The sequence below is a fragment of the Kushneria pakistanensis genome (genome assembly GCF_014652795.1).
Lineage (GTDB): Bacteria > Pseudomonadota > Gammaproteobacteria > Pseudomonadales > Halomonadaceae > Kushneria > Kushneria pakistanensis.
Genome location: NZ_BMZM01000003.1, coordinates 253,093 through 272,805, shown reverse-complemented (window position 1 = coordinate 272,805; position 19,713 = coordinate 253,093). Strand labels below are relative to the sequence as shown.

General features: G+C 60.9%; 15 protein-coding genes. 2 read left to right on the top strand and 13 right to left on the bottom strand.

Features of this window, described 5'->3' with window-relative positions:
* Positions 1–7: 7 nt before the first annotated feature.
* Positions 8–1,321, bottom strand: a complete 1,314-nt coding sequence (locus IE123_RS11685; RefSeq protein ID WP_189518398.1) for a solute carrier family 23 protein — start codon at positions 1,319–1,321, stop codon at positions 8–10.
* A 318-nt stretch (positions 1,322–1,639) separates the two neighbouring features.
* Between IE123_RS11685 and rutR the strand changes: the two genes are divergently transcribed.
* Together rutR and IE123_RS11675 are read left to right on the top strand one after the other, a co-directional pair.
* Positions 1,640–2,299: an HTH-type transcriptional regulator RutR gene (gene rutR, locus IE123_RS11680; protein ID WP_189518397.1), complete on the top strand. Its 660-nt coding sequence runs from the start codon at positions 1,640–1,642 to the stop codon at positions 2,297–2,299.
* Between the two features lie 137 nt (positions 2,300–2,436).
* The gene (locus IE123_RS11675) at positions 2,437–3,633 is read left to right on the top strand and encodes an NAD(P)/FAD-dependent oxidoreductase (RefSeq protein WP_189518394.1); all 1,197 of its coding nucleotides are present in this window, start codon (positions 2,437–2,439) and stop codon (positions 3,631–3,633) included.
* Between the two features lie 28 nt (positions 3,634–3,661).
* Here the strand turns inward: IE123_RS11675 and IE123_RS11670 are convergent, their stop codons facing one another.
* The 12 genes from IE123_RS11670 to pilM all read right to left on the bottom strand — a co-directional run bounded on the left by IE123_RS11670 (position 3,662) and on the right by pilM (position 19,603).
* On the bottom strand, positions 3,662–4,174 hold the full coding sequence (locus IE123_RS11670; protein WP_189518392.1) for a GNAT family N-acetyltransferase: 513 nt from the start codon (positions 4,172–4,174) through the stop codon (positions 3,662–3,664).
* 165 nt (positions 4,175–4,339) lie between these two features.
* Positions 4,340–4,594, bottom strand: coding sequence for a hypothetical protein (locus IE123_RS11665; RefSeq protein WP_189518391.1), 255 nt, complete (start codon positions 4,592–4,594; stop codon positions 4,340–4,342).
* A 161-nt stretch (positions 4,595–4,755) separates the two neighbouring features.
* Positions 4,756–6,192, bottom strand: coding sequence for a glutamate synthase small subunit GltD family protein (locus IE123_RS11660; protein ID WP_189518390.1), 1,437 nt, complete (start codon positions 6,190–6,192; stop codon positions 4,756–4,758).
* A 13-nt stretch (positions 6,193–6,205) separates the two neighbouring features.
* A complete protein-coding gene (gene gltB / locus IE123_RS11655) occupies positions 6,206–10,660 on the bottom strand; it encodes a glutamate synthase large subunit (protein ID WP_189518389.1) in 4,455 nt (1,484 codons plus the stop codon).
* A gap of 469 nt (positions 10,661–11,129) precedes the next feature.
* Entirely contained in the window at positions 11,130–12,494 is a 1,365-nt protein-coding gene (locus IE123_RS11650; RefSeq protein ID WP_189518387.1) for a CitMHS family transporter, read from the bottom strand.
* A gap of 357 nt (positions 12,495–12,851) precedes the next feature.
* Positions 12,852–13,934 carry a 3-dehydroquinate synthase gene (aroB, locus tag IE123_RS11645; protein WP_189518385.1) on the bottom strand — a complete coding sequence of 361 codons (1,083 nt, stop codon included), beginning with the start codon at positions 13,932–13,934 and terminating at the stop codon, positions 12,852–12,854.
* An 82-nt stretch (positions 13,935–14,016) separates the two neighbouring features.
* On the bottom strand, positions 14,017–14,586 hold the full coding sequence (gene aroK, locus IE123_RS11640; protein WP_189518383.1) for a shikimate kinase AroK: 570 nt from the start codon (positions 14,584–14,586) through the stop codon (positions 14,017–14,019).
* Positions 14,586–16,766, bottom strand: coding sequence for a type IV pilus secretin PilQ (locus IE123_RS11635; RefSeq protein ID WP_229819725.1), 2,181 nt, complete (start codon positions 16,764–16,766; stop codon positions 14,586–14,588). Before IE123_RS11635 ends, aroK begins: the two co-directional genes overlap by 1 nt.
* On the bottom strand, positions 16,763–17,293 hold the full coding sequence (locus IE123_RS11630; protein ID WP_189518381.1) for a pilus assembly protein PilP: 531 nt from the start codon (positions 17,291–17,293) through the stop codon (positions 16,763–16,765). The genes IE123_RS11635 and IE123_RS11630 overlap by 4 nt, the downstream gene beginning before the upstream one ends.
* Positions 17,290–17,937 carry a type IV pilus inner membrane component PilO gene (locus IE123_RS11625; RefSeq protein ID WP_229819724.1) on the bottom strand — a complete coding sequence of 216 codons (648 nt, stop codon included), beginning with the start codon at positions 17,935–17,937 and terminating at the stop codon, positions 17,290–17,292. The genes IE123_RS11630 and IE123_RS11625 overlap by 4 nt, the downstream gene beginning before the upstream one ends.
* Positions 17,934–18,551 carry a PilN domain-containing protein gene (locus tag IE123_RS11620; RefSeq protein WP_189518379.1) on the bottom strand — a complete coding sequence of 206 codons (618 nt, stop codon included), beginning with the start codon at positions 18,549–18,551 and terminating at the stop codon, positions 17,934–17,936. The genes IE123_RS11625 and IE123_RS11620 overlap by 4 nt, the downstream gene beginning before the upstream one ends.
* Complete coding sequence (pilM, locus tag IE123_RS11615; RefSeq protein ID WP_189518377.1) at positions 18,548–19,603, bottom strand: type IV pilus assembly protein PilM; 1,056 nt, start codon at positions 19,601–19,603, stop codon at positions 18,548–18,550. Before pilM ends, IE123_RS11620 begins: the two co-directional genes overlap by 4 nt.
* Positions 19,604–19,713 lie beyond the last annotated feature (110 nt).

Genomic DNA, 19,713 nt, shown 5'->3' with positions numbered 1-19,713 from the left:
ACCCGGCTCAGTGATCGCCTTCCAGCGTCCTGCGCGACGTGCCGCGACGCAGAATGGCGTGCAGAATCACTGCGCCAAAGGTGGCGGTACCGATGCCATCCAGCGTGAACTGTCCGAGATTCAGCGAAAAGTTACCGGCGCCCAGCACCAGCGTGACCGCCACCACGATCAGGTTGGCGTTATCGCCAAGATTCACGTTGTTTTCAATCCAGATGCGCGCACCGGCCACGGCAATCAGACCAAAGACCACGATCGAGGTACCGGCCAGCACCGGCCCCGGAATGGTGTGGATGACCGCCCCGAAACGCGGTGAGAAGCCCAGCAGAATCGCAAAGCCGGCGGCCGCGACAAAAATCAGCGTCGAGTAGACCCGGGTCACCGCCATCACGCCGATATTTTCGGCATAGGTCGTCACGCCCGTGCCGCCGGCCGAGCCGGAAACCATGGTGGCCAGACCATCGCCCAGAAAGGCGCGGCCGATGTAGGGGTCCAGATTGCGCTGGGTCATCGCCCCGACCGCCTTGACGTGGCCCAGGTTCTCGGCGACCAGAATCACCGCGACCGGCGCAATCAGTACAATCGCATGAGTACTGAACTCGGGCGTTGAAAAGGTGGGCAGACCGAACCATGCCGCCTGAGAAATCACCGAGAAGTCGATCGGTGTGCCCCAGCCCAGCCCGTTGGTGACCACGGCATAGATGATATAGGCCGCCACCAGCCCGACCAGGATCAACAGCCGCTGCAGCATGCCGCGGGTAAACACGGCCGCCAGCCCCACGCAGAGGATCGTGACCAGCGCCATAATGCTGTCAAAGCTGGAATCGGCCACACTCGAGACCGCCACCGGCGCCAGATTGAGCCCGATCGTCATGACGATCGCCCCGGTCACCACCGGGGGCAGCAGGACCTCGATCCACTGTGTGCCCAGCCCCATCACCACCAGCCCGACCAGCGCGTAGATGGCGCCACAGACGATAATACCGCCCAGTGCCAGACCAATATTGGGATTGCCGCCGCTGCCGGCATAGCCGGTCGCGGCAATCACTACCCCGATAAAGGCAAAGCTCGAGCCCAGATAGCTCGGTACACGTCCGCCCACGATCAGAAAAAACAGCAGCGTGCCGATGCCGGACATCAAAATGGCCAGATTGGGATCAAATCCCATCAAAAGCGGTGCCAGCACGGTGGAGCCGAACATGGCCACTGCATGCTGAATACCCATGACCACCGTCTGGCCGGCGCTCAGGCGCTCATCGGGCGCCACCAGCCCGCCCTTGCTGCCGTCGGCCCGCTGCCAGCGTGGAAACCAGGATTGTGCCATCTCTTGTCTACTCCAGCCTTGTCATCAAATGCGATATGGCGCGCATTCTATCGCCCCGGGCGTCTTGATGCTCTTTTGTCATCGAAGACCCGGCAAAACGCTGAAGGATTTTCTGAATATCAAACGCCGGCTCTGTCAGTCTGATGACCGCCGCCTGGTGCAGTGCATTACGGCGAAGCGCCTGCTTCACGCCCCCTGCCATATCATTACTTAACGGTATAAAAAGCGGGACACACAAATGTGACAATCGACCCAGGGGCCTTTACAACAGCGTCTGATATCGTAGGACCACTACAGGCGAGGATGAATGACGTCCCCATGATCGATGATCTGCCAGACCCGGATGCTCCACCGGCGGCCGGCAAGCGCCGCAGTACGATCGAGAAACGTCGCGCCGGCATGCGCCAGGCCGCACTGCACTTTTTCTCGCGCTTTGGTCTGCACGGCACCAGCCTGGACCAGGTGGCCGAGCGTGCCGGCGTGTCAAAGACCAACCTGATCTATCACTACCCAACCAAGGAAGCACTGTATACCGCGGTACTGCGCGAGATGCTCGACATCTGGATCGCACCCTTTCAGGCCCTGCAGCCTGATGCCGATGCCCTGGCCGCCATTCGTCACTACATTCGGCTCAAGCTGGAGCTTTCCCGCGATCACGCCGAGGCCTCACGCCTTTTCTGTCTGGAGATGGTGCAGGGTGCGCCGCTGCTGGGCGCCCTGCTGGAAGGCAGCCTGCGTACGCTGGTCGACGAGAAGGCAGGCGTCATCAAGCACTGGATCGCGCGCGGCGACATCGCCCCGACCGATGCCTGGCACCTGTTTTATCTGCTATGGGCGACCACCCAGCACTACGCCGACTTTGCCGTCCAGATCGATGCCATTTCCGGAAAAACACTACAGGATCCGGACTTTCTCGAGGACGCCGTCAGCAATCTCCAGACCATCGTCATGGCCGGACTGACGCCCCGTTCACCCTGATTCCGGCATCCCGCCGCCCCTGATCCAGGTTAATTCCATGACCGACAGCCCCCCTGCCCTGAACTACGCTTGAGCTATCACAGCAACCGGCTGGATGCCGGAATAACACTCAGCGCCTTTCACGACAGGGAGTCGATATGCAACGCCACGATTATCTGATCATCGGAGGCGGCATGGTAGCCGCCAACGCCGTCAACGGCATTCGTGAACACGACGGCCAGGGCAGCATCGCCATTCTGGGCGCCGAGCCCGACGGCCCAGTCACGCGCCCGGCCCTTTCCAAAAAGCTCTGGACTGATCCCGAGTTCACCTTTGATCAGATCTGGATGGCACCTGAAAAGGACGCCAACACCACCCTATATACCAATACGCGCGTGCAGAGCATTGATCGCGACGAGAAGACCGTGACCACCGACGACGGCGAGATTCACGGCTACGGCCAACTACTGCTGGCCACCGGTGGCACGCCCGTCACGCTGGATAACCTGCCCGAAGGCGAACGCGTGCTCTATTTTCGCACCGTGCGCGACTATAACCGCCTGCGTGAGCTTTCAGGCCAGCAGCGTCATATCGTGGTCGTGGGCGGCAGCTATATCGGCACCGAGATTGCCGCGGCGCTGGTGCAGAACGACACGCAGGTCACGCTGATCCATACCGAAGAGGTGCTGGGCGGCAAAATGTTCCCGAAATCGCTGGCCAGCTGCTTTCATCAGCGCTATCTGGATCAGGGCGTAACACTGCTGGGCGGCCACAGGGTCGATAATGGCCGAACGCATGGTGACAGGGTCACCCTGGCACTGGATGACGGCACCACGGTGGAGGCCGATGCGGTGGTATTTGGACTGGGCGTGACGCCCAATGTGGAGATTGCCGAACGCGCCGGCCTTGAGGTCGACGATGGCGTGATCGTCAACGAGCGGCTGCAGACCAATGACGAGAACATCTTCGCGGCCGGCGACATTGCCCGCTATCCGGATCAAATTCTCGGCCGCCAGCGTGTCGAGCACGTTGATCACGCCAACCAGTCCGGTACTACCGTGGGCCACATCATGGCCGGCAGCCAGGAGCGCTACGACCACACGCCGTACTTCTACTCCAACGTCTTTGACATGGCCTACAAGGCGGTCGGCACCCTGAATAGTTCGCTCGAAACCGTCGAGGACTGGGCCATTCCGCAGGAAAAGGGCGTGGTGTATTACCTGAAAGACGGCCGGGTGAAGGGGGTGCTACAGCTCAACATGGAACCGGACAAGCTGGAAGAGGCGCGCGAGGTACTGGCCGATACGTCCGAGCAGAGTGAAAAGACATTGATCGGGCGCATCAGGATCGATTGAATATGATGCGTTATCGCAAACCCAATGCTCATGATAGCGTCAGGCGCATGATGTAGTCGGTATCCACGACCTCTCCCATCCGGAAGTCGTGGGTACCTGTAATCTCAAACCCCATGGATCTGTAAAACTCAAGCGCCCTATAATTATTTTCCCAGACGCCCAGCCAGACAAATCGGCTGTTTGATGCTCTGGCAAAGCCCATTGCCTTATCGAACAGGGCTCGACCAAACCCCTGGCCCTGAAACTGTTGAAGAAGATAGATCCGCTCGATTTCAATACCCCCCTCTTCCTGCGGCTCGGTTTGCGCCAGTCCTCGATTCATCTTGAGGTACCCGGCAACGTGCCCCTTTGTTTCAAGCAGCCAGAAGTCTGACTGTGGATGGCCAAGCTCGTTGGCCACAGTGTCAGGGTGGAAAGCGTGATCAAGATACTTCGCCATGACATCAGCGTCATAGTGGCCTTCAAAGGTCTGACGATAAGTTTCGCGCCCGATGGTCGCCACTTCCAATACATCTTCCGGCCCGCACGTCCTGAAGGTCATCGCCACATTTTTCTCCTCTGAAGACTTTAATACCGAGCAAACGCCGGTCATGACACGCCTGTCTGTTTCGATCAACCCTTCCTTTTTAAAATACAGTCATAACACTGCATAAAAAAACGGGCCCCCTGCGATCAGGGCGCCCGTTTTTACGGCCTTGCGAGACATTTAAATGCTCAGACGGCTGTCCTGGAGCTTTGAAATCACGAGCTTCGAGCGGCGCTCGATCTCTTCGAGCATGCCGGCGCATTCATCGGACATGCCGCTGTCGCGGATTTCTGCCAGTGCCAGCAGTGCCTTGAGCTGGCTGCTGGTTTCCAGCGCCCTGCCCTGGTCACCGTCGTTGTTGCCCATGACATGATCTTCCAGTTCACGCATATGGTTATTGGCCTGATCCAGAATATTGCGTTCCAGCCTGATCATGTTCTTTACCCTTGTCCGTTCGTTGCAGTGTGTTGCGAGGGCGCCACTGTATAGATTCAAAGGCGCACATACCACCGACATGGGCGTCAATGTGCCTGGATTCAAGCCCAAAAAGGGCGCCGGCATGGCTGCCGGCGCCCTTGTGCCCTGCCCGGTCGTGATCAGACCTGCAGGTAGTCCAGAATGCCTTCGGCGGCCTGGCGGCCTTCGAACACGGCAGTCACCACCAGATCCGAGCCGCGCACCATGTCGCCGCCGGCAAAGATCTTTTCATTGCCGGTCTGGTAGGCAAAGCGCTTCATCTCCATATCGCCCTTCTCGGGGGCCAGCACGCGACCACGATCATCAATCTCGACGCGGTGATCGCTGTACCAGTCCACTTCGTGGGGCTGGAAACCAAAGGCCACTACCACCGCTTCGCACTCGATGATCTCTTCGGAGTCCGGCACCACCTCGGCACGCTGACGGCCGTTCTCGTCCGGATCGCCCATGCGGGTACGCACGACCTTGATGCCTTCGACCTTCCCGTCTTCGCCGACCACCGCAATGGGCTGACGGTTGAAGAGAAACTCGACGCCTTCCTCGCGGGCGTTTTTCACCTCGCGACGCGAGCCGGGCATGTTGGCCTCATCGCGACGGTAGACGCAGGTCACCTCATCGGCGCCCTGACGCAGGGCGGTACGGTTGCAGTCCATCGCCGTATCGCCACCGCCGAGCACCACCACCCGCTTGCCCTTGAGCGAGACGAAGTCTCTGGCCGAATCCGAAAAGCCCAGGTTGTGGTTCACGTTGCCGATCAGATAGTCCAGCGCCTTGTAGACGCCATCGAGCTGCTCGCCGGGAAAACCGCCTTCCATGTACTTGTAGGTACCCATGCCCATGAACACGGCATCGTACTCGGCCAAAAGCTCGGTAATCTCGATATCAGTGCCGATGTTGACGCCCAGGCGGAACTCAACGCCCATCTCCTCGAACACCTTGCGACGGCGCTGCATGACGTGCTTTTCAAGCTTGAATTCGGGAATCCCGAAGGTCAAAAGCCCGCCGATTTCCGGGTAGCGGTCATAGACCACGGGCTTGACCCCGTTGCGTACCAGTACATCGGCGCAGCCCAGACCCGCAGGGCCCGCGCCGATGACCGCCACGCGCTTGTCGGTCCACTCCACGCCGGTCATGTCCGGGCGCCAGCCCATCGCAAAGGCGGTATCGGTGATGTATTTCTCGATCGAACCGATGGTCACCGCGCCAAAGCCGTCGTTGAGCGTGCAGTCGCCTTCGCACAGGCGATCCTGCGGGCAGACGCGACCGCACACTTCCGGCAGCGAATTGGTGCGATGGGAAAGCTCGGCGGCTTCCAGAATATTCCCCTCGGTGACCAGCTTCAGCCAGTTGGGAATATAGTTGTGGACCGGGCACTTCCACTCACAGTACGGATTGCCACAGTGCAGGCAGCGATGTGCCTGACTGGCGGCCTCGCGCGGACGAAACTCTTCATAGATTTCGCCAAATTCCTGCACGCGCAGGTGCGCTTCCTTTTTCTGCGGATCCTGACGGCCCACATCGATAAACTGAAAATCGTTGGAGAGCTGTTCTGCCATGTGCATTCACTCCTCACTCGGGCCGGCGGCGGGATTCAGCCAGAAGGCTTCCAAGGCTTGCCGCCTTGGGCTTCACCAGCCAGAAATAGCGGACAAATTCGGCGAAATCCTCAAGAATTTCCTGGCCCCAGGCAGACCCGGTTTCGGTGACATATTCCTGAAGTGTTTCACGCAGGTAGCGCCGATAGGCTTCCATGTACTCGGTATTGACGCGCTGAATCTCGACCAGCTCGTGGTTGTAGCTGTCCACGAACTCACGATCCAGATCGAGCACGAAGGCAAAGCCGCCGGTCATGCCGGCCCCGAAGTTGAGCCCGGTCTTGCCCAGCACCGTGACCACCCCGCCGGTCATGTACTCACAGCAGTGATCACCTGCACCTTCAATGACCGCAAAGGCACCGGAATTGCGCACCGCAAAGCGCTCGCCGGCCGTGCCCGAAGCATACAGCGTGCCGCCGGTGGCGCCATACAGGCAGGTATTGCCGATGATCGCCGTATGGTGACTCTTGAAACGGCTGCCCTGCGGCGGCGTGATCACCAGCTTTCCGCCGTTCATGCCCTTGCCGACGTAGTCGTTGGCATCGCCTTCGAGATACATGTTGAGCCCGCGGGCGTTCCACACCCCGAAGCTCTGCCCGGCAATACCCTTCAGACGCAGTGTGATGGGCGCATCTTCAAGACCGGCCTCGCCATAGCGCTTGGCAATCGCTCCCGAAAGCGTGGCGCCGATCGAGCGGTCGCAATTGGTGGTGGTGAGATGGAACTCGCCACCACTTTGCTCCTCGAGCGCCTCGCGCGTCAGAGCCATGATCTCGAGATTCTTCTCGCCGCCGTCGTGGGGCACGTTGCGCTCCACCTGACAGAACTGCGGCGCGTCATCGGGCACGAAGTCGTTATGCAAAAGCGATTCAAACTCGAGCGCACGCTGCGAGCGAGTCTCACCCTCGATCTTCTCAAGCAGATCCACCCGCCCGATCAGATCAGTGAGCCGGCGCACGCCCAGCATGGCCATCAGCTCGCGTACTTCCTCGGCAATGAAGCGGAAGTAGTTCTTGACCATATCCACCGTGCCGCGGAAATGCTCATCACGCAGGCCCTGATGCTGGGTGGCGACACCGGTCGCGCAGTTGTTCAAATGACAGATGCGCAGGTACTTGCACCCGAGCGCCACCATTGGCGCGGTGCCAAAGCCGAAGCTTTCGGCGCCGAGAATCGCGGCCTTGATCACATCCAGTCCGGTTTTCAGGCCGCCATCAGTCTGCAGGCGAATCCGCCCGCGCATGCCGTTGATGCGCAGCGCCTGGTGTACCTCGGGCAGGCCCAGCTCCCACGGGGAACCGGCATGCTTGATCGAGGTCAGCGGGCTTGCCGCGGTACCACCGTCATAGCCTGACACCGTGATCAGATCGGCGTAGGCCTTGGCCACACCGGTGGCAATGGTGCCGATGCCGGGCTCGGAGACCAGCTTGACCGAGACCTGTCCCTCCGGATTGACCTGCTTCAAATCAAAGATCAGCTGGGCCAGATCCTCGATGGAGTAGATGTCATGGTGCGGCGGCGGCGAGATCAGCGTCACGCCGGGCACGGCGTAGCGCAGTCTGGCAATCAGCGCGTTGACCTTGCCGCCGGGCAGCTGACCGCCCTCACCGGGCTTGGCGCCCTGGGCGACCTTGATCTGCATGACCTCGGCGTTGACCAGATAGGCCGGCGTCACGCCAAAGCGCCCGGAGGCGATCTGCTTGATCTTGGACGAGCGAATCGTGCCGTAGCGCGCCGGGTCTTCACCGCCCTCACCGGAGTTGGAGCGCCCACCGGCCTCGTTCATGGCCTGGGCGAGCGATTCGTGTGCCTCGGGTGACAGTGCGCCCAGTGACATGCCGGCGCTGTCAAAGCGCGGCAGCAGGCTTTCCACCGGTTCGACCTCGCTCAGATCAATCGGCGCAGCGCCAGGCTTGAGTCTGAGCATGTCGCGAATGGTGGCGACCGGGCGCTCGTTGACCAGCTGAGCAAACACCTTCCACTTCTCGAAGCTGCCTTCCTGCACGGCCTCCTGAAGCTTTTTAACCACGTCCGGGTTGTAGGCGTGATACTCGTGGCCATGCACGTAGCGGTAGATGCCGCCCTGGCGGATCGGCTTGCGCGGTAGCCACGCATCCCGGGCCAGCAGCTCCTGCTGCAGCTGCAGCTCGGCAAAGCCGGTGCCCTCGATGCGCGAGGCCATGCCATGGAAGCACAGCTCCATGATCTCGGAGGACAGACCCACGGCCTCGAACTGCTGCGAACCGCGGTAGGAGGCAATGTGCGAGATCCCCATCTTGGAGAGGATCTTGAAAAGCCCCTTTTGCAGGCCGCGGCGATAGTTCTCGCGGCCATCCGCCGGATTGCCGGTCAGCTCGCCACTACGGTACATGTCCGCCATGGTCTGGTAGGCCAGCCATGGATAGACCGCCGTGGCACCCACGCCAAAAAGCACCGCCATCTGGTGGGCATCACGGGCATAGCCGGTCTCGACCACCAGGTTGACGCGTGGGCGCAGTGCCAGCCGGCCCAGATGCTGGTGTACCGCGCCCACGGCAAGGGCCGGATGAATCGGCAGCTGACCCTTTTCCAGACCGTTATCGGAAAGCACCAGTACCACGCAGCCGGCACGCGCCTTCTCTTCGGCCTGCTGGCGCAGATGCACGATGGCCTCTTTCAGGCTCATCGCCTCGCCGTCATACATCATCGGCAGGCGACAGCTGGCAAAGGTCGGATCTTCGTGTTCGGTCAGCGCCGTGAACTTGCGCGGAGACAGCACCGGCGTGGTCAGAATCAGGCGATGGGCGTGATCGGGCGTGGCTTCAAACACGCTGCGCTCGGCACCCAGACAGGTCTCCAGCGACATGACGATCGCTTCACGCAGCGGATCGATCGGCGGGTTGGTGACCTGAGCAAACTTCTGACGGAAAAAGTCGGTCAATAGTCGCGGCTGGCGCGACAGCACCGCCATGGGCGTGTCATCCCCCATCGAACCCACGGCTTCCTGGCCTGTTTCGGCCAGCGGGCGCAGTACCTGGTCACGCTCCTCGTTGGTCACCAGGAACATCTTCTCCATCGCCAGCAGCTGCTGACCGTCCACGGCCTGAAACTGCGCCAGTTCGGTCAGCGCTGATTCCAGGTAATGAGCGTTTTCCTTGAGCCAGCGCTTGTAGGGATAGGCACGCTTGAGGCGGTCATCCACATCGCGGGTATGCAGCACTTCACCGGTATGGGTATCCACCGACAGGATCTGCCCCGGTCCGACGCGCCCCTTGGCCACGACCGAGCCTGAAGGGTAGTTCCATACGCCGATTTCCGAGGCGAGCGTGATATAGCCGTTGTCGGTGATCACCCAGCGCGCCGGGCGCAGGCCGTTACGGTCCAGCATGCACACGGCGTGGCGACCGTCGGTCAGCACGATGCCGGCCGGGCCGTCCCAGGCTTCCATGTGCATGGAGTTGTATTCGTAGAACGCGCGCAGCTCGCTGTCCATGGTCTCGACGTTCTGCCATGCCGGCGGCACCATCAGGCGCACGGCGCGGTAAAGCTCCATACCGCCGGTCAGCAGAAGCTCCAGCATGTTGTCCATGCTCGAGGAGTCGGAACCGGTGGTATTGACCACCTCATCAAGTCCGGCAATGTCCTTTAGGCGCTCGGTGGTAAAGCTTTCCTTGCGCGAGTTGGCCCAGCTGCGGTTGGCCTCGATGGTGTTGATTTCGCCGTTATGGGCCAGAAAGCGAAACGGCTGGGCGAGCGGCCAGCGCGGCGCGGTATTGGTCGAAAAGCGCTGGTGGAAGACGCAGATCGAGGTCTCCATGCGCTTGTCACCCAGGTCGTGATAGAAGGTCGGCAGATCCGCCGGCATCATCAGACCCTTGTAGGAGACGACCTTTGAGGAGAGCGAACAGACATAGAAGTCCTCCTCGCCCTTGAGCCTTTGCTCGGCAAACCGGCGCGCCATGTAAAGATCGACGTTGAAGTCGAGATCACCCTCGCGCTCGGGCGCGGGGGACACGAACATCTGGCGAATGCGCGGCAGGCAGGACTGTGCCAGCGGTCCGCACACGCTCGGATCGACCGGCACATCGCGCCAGCCATGAAAGGCCAGCCCACGGGCGGCGAGTTCTTCCTCGACAACGCCCCGCGCCTTCATTTCACGGTCATCGTCGTCGGGGAAGAACACCACGCCCACGGCGAAGTTGTCACCCAGCTCTGCCTGCAGTGACTCGCGAGCGATATCGCGCATGAAGCCTGTCGGCATGCCCAGCAGCAGGCCGCAGCCATCACCGGTTCTTCCATCGGCGTTGATGCCGCCACGATGCGTCATGCAGGTCAGGGATTCGATGGCCGTGGCCAGCAGGTCATGGCTTGACTGCCCTTCCATATGGGCGATCAGGCCGAAGCCACAGTTGTCACGGAACTCGTCGGGCCGATGAAGACCTCTTGTCATGAACATGCCTCTCCGTAAACGCTAGAAAGCGAAGCATCAAGAAATTGACACGGTTGTAATGGGTCTAAAAGAAGGATACTCTGCCCGGTTATTTTTATTTCAGACAGCGCCTCTTGAGCGCCCGAGGTGGGAAAAGAGCTGAATCGAGCATACGATAGACGGCTCTTGAGGCAAACCCCCTGCCGCCCTCGTGATTTTGGAAAAAACGACTCAATTTCGAAGAGTTACAGCACTTTCCTGCCAAAAAAGACAATCTTCTCAAGACGTTAGACATGCACCCCAATGGCGCCGGAAAGGTTTTATCGCCCTATAAAAGTGCGCCACGACCCATGCCGTTTGTGCATAACCCATGCCTTTTTTGGCTATACGTCCTTTTCAGGCATGACCGTATCCATCGACAAGGGCCCGGAAGCAGCTTCCGGGCCATGGCAGATACCACATGGGGGGAGATAATGCTGGATACGTGGTCTCAGTACAGACCAAACAGATAGCCCACCACCATCATGATGAGGCTGAAACCCCATAGATAGAGGAAGGCGTAGCGGATATAGCGGCCTATCTCGAGACCGGCCAGTCCCAGCGCCAGCCACAGGGCCGGTGAGAACGGACTGATAAAGGTGCCCACAATGCTGCCAATCGACATGGCGTGCGCCACCGAAATCGGATCCACCCCGGCACTGGCGGTAATCTGCTGAATGACCGGCAGCAACGCAAAGTAGTAGGCATCGGTACTGGTCAAAAGCTCCAGCGGCACCCCGATCGCGCCGACAATGATATGCAGCATGCCCACCGCCTGGCCGGGCAGCACATGCGTCACATCCAGCGCAATGGATTCCAGCATGCCGGTACCGTTGAGGATCCCCAGGAAGGCACCGGCAGCCGCGATGATCGCGCCCATGCTGAAGGCCTGCGGGGCGTAGCGCGAAATGATGTGTGACTGCTGGGAGAGATCCGGATAGTTGAGCAGCAGCGCTACCGACAGTGACAGCATGAAGATATACGCCGGGGCCATCAGGCCCATCGCCAGCGATACGACCGTCACCAGCGTCAGTGCAGCATTGATCCAGTAAAAGCGCGGCATGCCCTCACGCGGTGTAGCAGCTTCCTCCCCGCCCTCGCCGGGTGCATCGTCAGTGACCACCACACCGCTGGAGGCGCGATCCGCGTTGCTGCCCGGCGGATAGTTCAGGGCGACTGCGCCCTCGGTCCCGCCGGCCGCTTCGATACGACGTTTTTCACGAAGACCCAGCAGCGCTGCCCCGATCACGGCCATGACTACACCGATCAGCTGTACCGGTATCAGGCCATGCCAGAGCGCATCGGGCGAGATATCGGTCACGGCGGCGGCGCGCCCGATCGGGCCACCCCAGGGCACCATGTTCATGATACCCATGCTGGTCGCCATCAGGGTCAGCATCAGATAGGGGCTCATTCCCAGCCGACGATACAGTGGGATCAGCGCCGGCAGCACGATCAGAAAGGTGGCAGCACCTGCCCCATCAAGCTGTACGCAGGCAGCCACCAGCGCGGTCATGACCGCCACGGCTATCACGTTGCCGCGTGTCAGCTTCACCATGCCGGTAATCAACGGATCAAAAAGCCCGCGTTCCTTCATGACTGAAAAGAAGAGGATGGCGAACATGAACATGAAGGCAACACTGGCCACCTTGTTCACACCCTGTTGGAAGAACTCCGATATCTCGCCGATGCCAAACCCTGCCAGCAGCGCACCGACAAAGGGAATGGCACTGAGTGCGATAACCGGGATGACCTTTTCAAACAGCAAAAGGGTCACGATCGTGATGATGATGGCAAGGCCTATGAGGGTCAGCACCTTTCCTCTCCAGCGTTTGTTGTCATGATGGGAAGCTGCCGGCACACAGGCCGGCTGGAGAACAATCAGGCGAGGTTAGAGCGGCGGATACCGGCAAGGCAAAACTTACATAATTGAAAGAAAAGGATTTTTAGAGACAGGCGAGGCGACACAATAAGACCTTGGTCTCAGGCACTGATGACTTGTTAATAATCATTATTATTTACAGTGCCATTTTTCCGCCAAAGCTTTCAGAAATGAAAGCATTGGCAGATGTAGCAATACTACTAAAGTTGAGCCAAAAAAATGCCGGTGCATCTGCGCACCGGCATTTTGATCAATAAGAAGGCAATGCCATATCAGTACGAATGCATAAAGCTACTGCCTTTCCCAGTTCTCCAGGAGTTCGCGGACCTGTGCCTCATCCACCTCATCGGTGATACAGGCCTCGCCCAGCGCCTTGAGCAATACCAGCCGCAGGCGCTTATCCATGACCTTCTTGTCCAGATGCATCAATTCCAGAAAACGCTCGGCACTGACCTGCGTCGGCGCATGGCGCGGCAAACCGGCAGCCGTCAGCAGCGCCTCCACGCGCGTCACCGTGGCAGCTTCCAGCCAGCCAAGTCGATGCGACAGGGCCGTGGCCATCATCATGCCGGCACCGACCGCTTCGCCGTGCAGCCAGCGGCCGTAGCCCATGGCGGTCTCGATGGCATGGCCAAAGGTGTGCCCCAGATTGAGATGTGCCCGCACGCCCTGCTCGGTCTCGTCTTCCACCACGATCTCGGCCTTGATGGCGCAGCTTTTCAAAATCGCCTCGGTCAGAAGCGCGGCGTCCAGCGCGCGCAGGCCGGCCATGTTGTCCTCAAGCCACGCCATGAAATCAACATCCCGGATCAGACCGTACTTGATTACCTCGGCAAGCCCTGCCGTGAGCTCACGCGCCGGCAGCGTGTTGAGGGTATCGGTATCCACGATGACCGCGCGCGGCTGATGAAAGGCACCGATCATGTTCTTGCCACGCGGATGATTGACGCCGGTCTTGCCGCCCACCGAGGAGTCCACCTGTGCCAGCAGCGTGGTGGGTACCTGGATAAAGGCGATGCCACGCTGATAGCAGGCGGCCGCGAAACCGGTCATGTCACCGGTGACGCCGCCGCCCAGTGCGATAAGAGTGGCGCGGCGGTTGAAGCCGGCCGCCAGCAGACCGTCCCAGATGCGCTCGACATGCTCAAGATTCTTGGTCGCCTCACCGTCGGGCAGGATGACCTCATGCACATCGTAGTCGGCCAGTGTCGCCTTCAAACGCTTCAGATACAGCGGCGCAACGGTCTCGTTGGTCACGATCATGACCTGACGCCCGGCCAGATGCGGGGTCAGAAGCGACACATCATCGAGAAGGCCGGGGCCGACGTGAATGGGATAGTGACGATCCGGCAATTCCACCGTGAGAGTCTGCATCTCTGGCATCCGTTGATTCATGGGAAAGAAGGCGTTTGAAAGAAAGCGGCCTGCCCCGGCGAATCCCGCCAGGGAGGTGAACTCAAAACGAATAGCCCGACAGCTCGGATGAGCAGCCGCTTGATGAGTGACAGGCATAGCGCCGGGCGCGCCGGCGAATCTCGGCCACGACCGAGCGCGGGCTGCGCCGGTCGGTACTGACAATCAGCGTCGCGGTATCGCGATAGAGAGGATCGCGCAGCTCCAGCAGCTCGCGCAGACGCTTTTCCGGATCGGCGCACTGCAACAGCGGTCGGTTGCGATCACGCGCAGTGCGTCTTAGCTGCTGCTCGATGGTAGTCGAGAGATAGACCACCACGCCTCGCTCGCGCAGCAGGCGCCGGTTGGTCGGATGCATGACGGCCCCGCCGCCGGTCGCCAGCACGATGCCCTGTCGGCGGGTGATCTCATCAATGACCTGCGCCTCGCGAATGCGAAACCCTGCTTCGCCTTCCACGTCGAAGATCCAGGGAATATTGCATCCACAGCGCTGCTCGATAACGTGGTCGCTATCAAAAAAGTCACGATGCAGCTCGGCCGCAAGCGCACGGCCGATGGTGCTTTTACCGGTCCCCATGGGACCGACCAGAAACAGATTGGGTAAGGCCTGCATTAGCGCACCGTCAGGGTGTCCTCAAGGATCCTTGGCGTAATGAATACCAGTAATTCTACCTTTTCATTGGACTGTTCGGTATAGCGAAACAGTCGGCCAAGGCCCGGCAGGTCACCCAGCAAGGGGGTCTTGTACAGATTGTTGACCTGCTCTGTAGAGAGGATACCGCCAAGTACGACCGTTTCACCATCGTTGACCAGCACCTGGGTCTGAATTTGATTGGTATCAATGGCCGGCACACCGTTGTACTGATTGGTGGAGACATCGTCATTGTTGACGATCAGATCCATGATGATGCGATTGTCCGGTGTGATCTGCGGCGTCACTTCCAGCGACAGCACGGCCTCCTTGAACTGTACGGTCGTGCCGGTCAGGGTGTTGTCACCGCCCTGCTGATAGGGAATCTCCTGCCCCTGCTTGATCAGGGCCGGATGCTGGTTGGCGGTGATCACCTTGGGCTGGGAGATGGTCTGGCTCTTGCCCTCGGACTCCAGTGCGTTGAGCTCCAGATCCAGCAGGACATCGCCGGAGAGATAGCCGAAGCTGAAGCCGGTGGTCGGTGCCACGGCGTTGCCCAGATCCACGCTCAGCCCGCCATTGGCGGCAATGCCGCTGGACGCACCGCGCAGATTGATCCCGCTGGACGGCGTGCCCGGACGCGACAGCCCCCAGCGCACGCCCAGCTGATTGACCACGCGATCACGTGCGATCACGATGCGCGCCTCGATCTGCACCTGACGCACCGGTACATCCAGATGATCAATGGTGCGACGAATCTCCTCGATGCGCTCGCGAGTATCCTGCACCAGCAGCGTATTGGTGCGCTCATCCACCGACACATGACCGCGTTCGGACAAAAGCCCCAGCCCCTGGTCACCGCGCAGAAGCGCTGCCATGTTGACCGCCTTGGCATAGCGCATCTGCAGATAGTCGGTCGTCAGCGACTCATTCGCGGAAAGACTCTGATCGGCCTGCGCGACGCGCTGCGCCATCCCGGCCAACTCTTCCCCCGGTGCCACCAGCAGCACATCGCCGCTGCGGCGACTGGCAAGGCCACGGGTCTGCAGGATCAGATCCAGCGCCTGATCCCAGGGCACCTGGCGCAGGTTGATCGTCACGTTACCGCTGACAGTGTCGCTGACGACCAGATTGAGTCCGACCTCATCGGCCAGAATCGACAGCACCGTACGCACGTCAATGTCCTCGAAATTCAGCGAGATGCGCTTGCCGTCAAAGGGAAACTGCGCCTGCTGACGACCGGCCGCAGCGGAGTCTGCCGGCGACACCCGAATGACTGCCTCACGGCCCCGCTGAGTGGCCATCGCCACCGCGCCCGGCGCCATGGCCAGCGTCAGCACCACATCCTCGCCGGACTGTGAGGGTGTAATGCGCGACACGGGCGTGGCAAAGTCGCTGACATCCACGATGCGCTGCCACTGCGGTGTCAGCCGCACACCGCTCAGGCGCACCTGCGCCTGGCTGCCCTGCACGTCCAGCCGAGGCGAAATCCCCTGGCGGTCCAGCGTCACGATCAATTCACCGGCGCCCTGCCCGGCCGCGCGATAGTCGATATTCTCGATTCGAGCGCGAGCATCGCTGACCGCAGAGGTGTCGCTGTCGCCATAGGCGCGACTGACCGCGCCGCCGGCCTGCACGGCAGCAACACGCTGTAAAAGATCGCCCCCCTGGCCGGCGACCGTACCACCAGTGCCCTGTGCGCCCTCGCCCAGCATGACTTCCAGCACATTTCCTCTGGCAGACAGCTGCCAGCCCACCGGACGCGCCATGGCGAAAATGACGCGCAGGTGATCTCCCGAAACACGTGCCTCGGCCTCATTGACGCTCTCACCGGCCAGCGGTACACGTGTGCCCGACAGACGACTGCCGGTGGCGTCGAAATCCAGCACCAGCCGCTGCGGCGCACCAAGCATCGTGGACTGCGGCACATTGATGGCGCCATCAAAGGTCAACCGAACGAGATCACGCCCCTGACCTGCCGAATGCAGCGAAATACTGGTCAATGATGCCGCGCTGGCCAGTGAGGTGGTCAGCAGCAGCAAAAGCCCTGACAGCAGCGCCATGACATGGCGCCGGGCCGGGGCCTGACGCATGGTTGTCGTGAAGATTCGCAGCCCGGACAACAGCCGTGTGCGATAGAGATGATGACCCTTGTGTGTCATGAAGTTGCTCCCAGCGTCAGCGTGCGGCTGACCTCGCTGAAACCGCCGCTGCCATTCGGCGCCAGCTCCGTAATCTCGATGTGGTCACTGCCAATGCGCGTGACCCGTCCATTGTTCTCACCAATATGCTGCTGGCGCTGCAGACGCACGACCCGACCTTCTGGCGTGCGAATCAGCGCGATCGTGCGGCCGTCCACGCTCAGGGTGCCAACCAGGCGCAGCACATTGAGCGCGTAGCCTTCCAGCGGCTCACGCGCGCGATCAGGGTCCGGCATGGCACTAGCCTGCGCCTTCAAGGGTGCCGGCGCGGCAGCGACCATGCCCGGAGCAGGCGCAAAGGGGCTGCGACGCTCGTGCGCGTCATAGCGCAGGGGCTGATACGCCGGCTGCTCGGGCAGCGCATCCAGATGGCCGACCGGGCGATGGCGCAGCGTTTCCAGTTCGGCATCAAGCTGCGCTGTAGTGTCCTGCCCGCATCCCCAGAGCCCCAGACACAGTGCCAGCATGATCAACGGCGTGGCTCTCATGGCGTCACCGCTCCGGCCGAACCAGCTTCGGACTCATAGCGATAGGTCTCGGCCTGCAGCGACAGCACCAGCATCTCGCCGGCGTCACCGCTTGCCGGTGCCAGGGTGAAATCATGCAGGGTCACGATGCGCGGCAGCTCCGCCACCCGCGACACAAAGGTGGCCAGCTGGTGGTAATCGCCGCGCACCTGAATATTGAGCGGCTGGGTAATATAGAAAGGATGCGCTTGCGGCGATGCCAGCCGGATGAAGTCGATTTCCAGCTGCTGCTGACGGCCGGCGTCGCTGATGTCATCAAGCAGCGCCGGCACCTCGCTATCGGTGGGCAGCATGCTTAACAGCGCGCCCATGCGTGCATCCAGTTCCTGCATGCGCCTTTCCAGCAGCGGCAGGTTGGCCGCCTGAAAGGCGCGCGTGGCGTACTGCGACTTGAGCGTCTCTACCTGCGCCTGTGCCTCGGTCACTTCCTGCGCCACCGGCGAGGCCAGATACCACTGTGCTGCCCATGCCACGATCAGTACGACCACGCCACAGACCAGCACCCGCAAAAGCCAGGGCCAGCTGCCGCCCTCCTCGAAGGTCAGTTCGCTCAGTCGAATCTGGCGCAGGCGCTGCCATTCAAGACGCCAGTCAATGCGGGTCATGGCTGCTTCTCCGGGGATGCCGGCGATGCAACCTGCCTCTCATGCAGGGGATGCTCCGGCACCTGCAGATTGAAGCGACGCTGGTTTGAACGCTCGCTTTCGGCACGCACATCCAGCAGCAGGGGCTCTCCCAGTACCGGCGCGCTGGAGAGCGCACGCATCTGATCGGAGACCTGACGGTTGGTGGTCGCCAGCCCGCTGATATCAAGCTGACCGTCATGACGCATGACCCGGTCGTAGGTCACGCCCTCGCCCAGGGTATCGGTCAGCGCCTGAAAGAGTGCCACCGTCTGGGAGCGGGAGAACTGCAGCTGACGAATCAGCTCAATGCGCTCCTGCATCTGATGGCGCTTTTCATCCAGCGTGCGCCCCTGGGTAATATCGTGTTCAAGGGCATCCGTGCGCTGCTGTATATAGGCAATATCGGTGTTGATATGACCCAGCTGATACTGTTGATACTGCTGACACAGGAAACCGATACCCAGCCCGAGGAGCGCGCTGAACAAAAGCCAGAGATGAAACCGGCGGGTACGGCGCTCGCGGGCCTGCTCGCGCCAGGGCAGCAGGTTGATATCGATACGAACATCGCCAGGCGTTGCGATCACGTTGCTCATGACAGCGACCTCATGGCCAGCCCGCAGGCGGTCATCATGGCCGGCGCGTCCAGGGTCAGTCGGGCATTATCGATCCCGCTGCCCACACGCATGGTGGCAAACGGGTTGGCCGGTACCACCTCAAGGCGGCTTTCCTCGGCCAGGCGTTCGGCCAGCCCCTCGATGACGCTTGAGCCGCCGGCCAGGATCAGTCGTTCGATCTGGCAGGCCCCGGCCGTGGTGTAGTAAAGCTTCAGCGAGCGCATGATCTGCTGTACCAGTGACTCCCGGAAGGGATGCAGAATGCGGCGCTGGTAATCCGGCAGATCGCCGCTTTTCTTGGCACGCCCGGCCTCGTCAAAGGTCAGCCGGTAGTGCTGACGAATCTCGTCGGTGAGCTGGCGCCCGCCCATGACATTGTCGCGGGTATGCACGATGCGTCCGCGATGAAAGATATGAAAGGCCGTCATGCTGGCACCAATGTCGATCAGTGCGCTGCCGCGGTCGGGGTGATGGGGCAGGCGGGAGAGCAGATAGCGGGTCGCGCGCTCCATGGCGAACATCTCGACATCCACTACCGCAGGCTCCAGCCCGACCTGCACCAGCACATCGGTGAGCAGCTGCATGTCCTGACGCCTGCAGGCCACCAGCAGGATATCCTGCTGATCGTCATAGCGGGCGTTGACGCCCAGACGCTGGAAGTCGAGCGTCACCTCATTGAACGGAAACGGAATATGCTTGTCCGATTCCATGGCAATGCGCTGGGCGATGTCGTTGTCATCAAACGACACCGGCATGCTCAGTACCTTGGTAATCACGGCGCCGGTGGGAACGGCCACGACGGCACGGCGCGTGCGCGGTCCGGCATGGTCGATGGCACGTGACAGCGCCATGACCACCTGGTCCATGTCGCGAATGCGGCGCTCCACCACGGCGCGATCCACCAGCGGGCGTACGGCCCAGGAGGCCACCCGCCAGCGTTCGCCCTGGCGTTCAAGTTCAAGCAGCTTGACGGTGGCGGAGGTGATATCCACGCCGATCAAACCCTGTGTCGCACGTCCGAAACCCAGCACGTCAGCTCTCCAGCCAATGACCCGCCTTATGCGGACGTTGTTTATAACGTGTTAACTGCGGTAATGAAGGGGCAAATAACGGGGTTTGCAGGCGCTTTAAATGGTTTTAA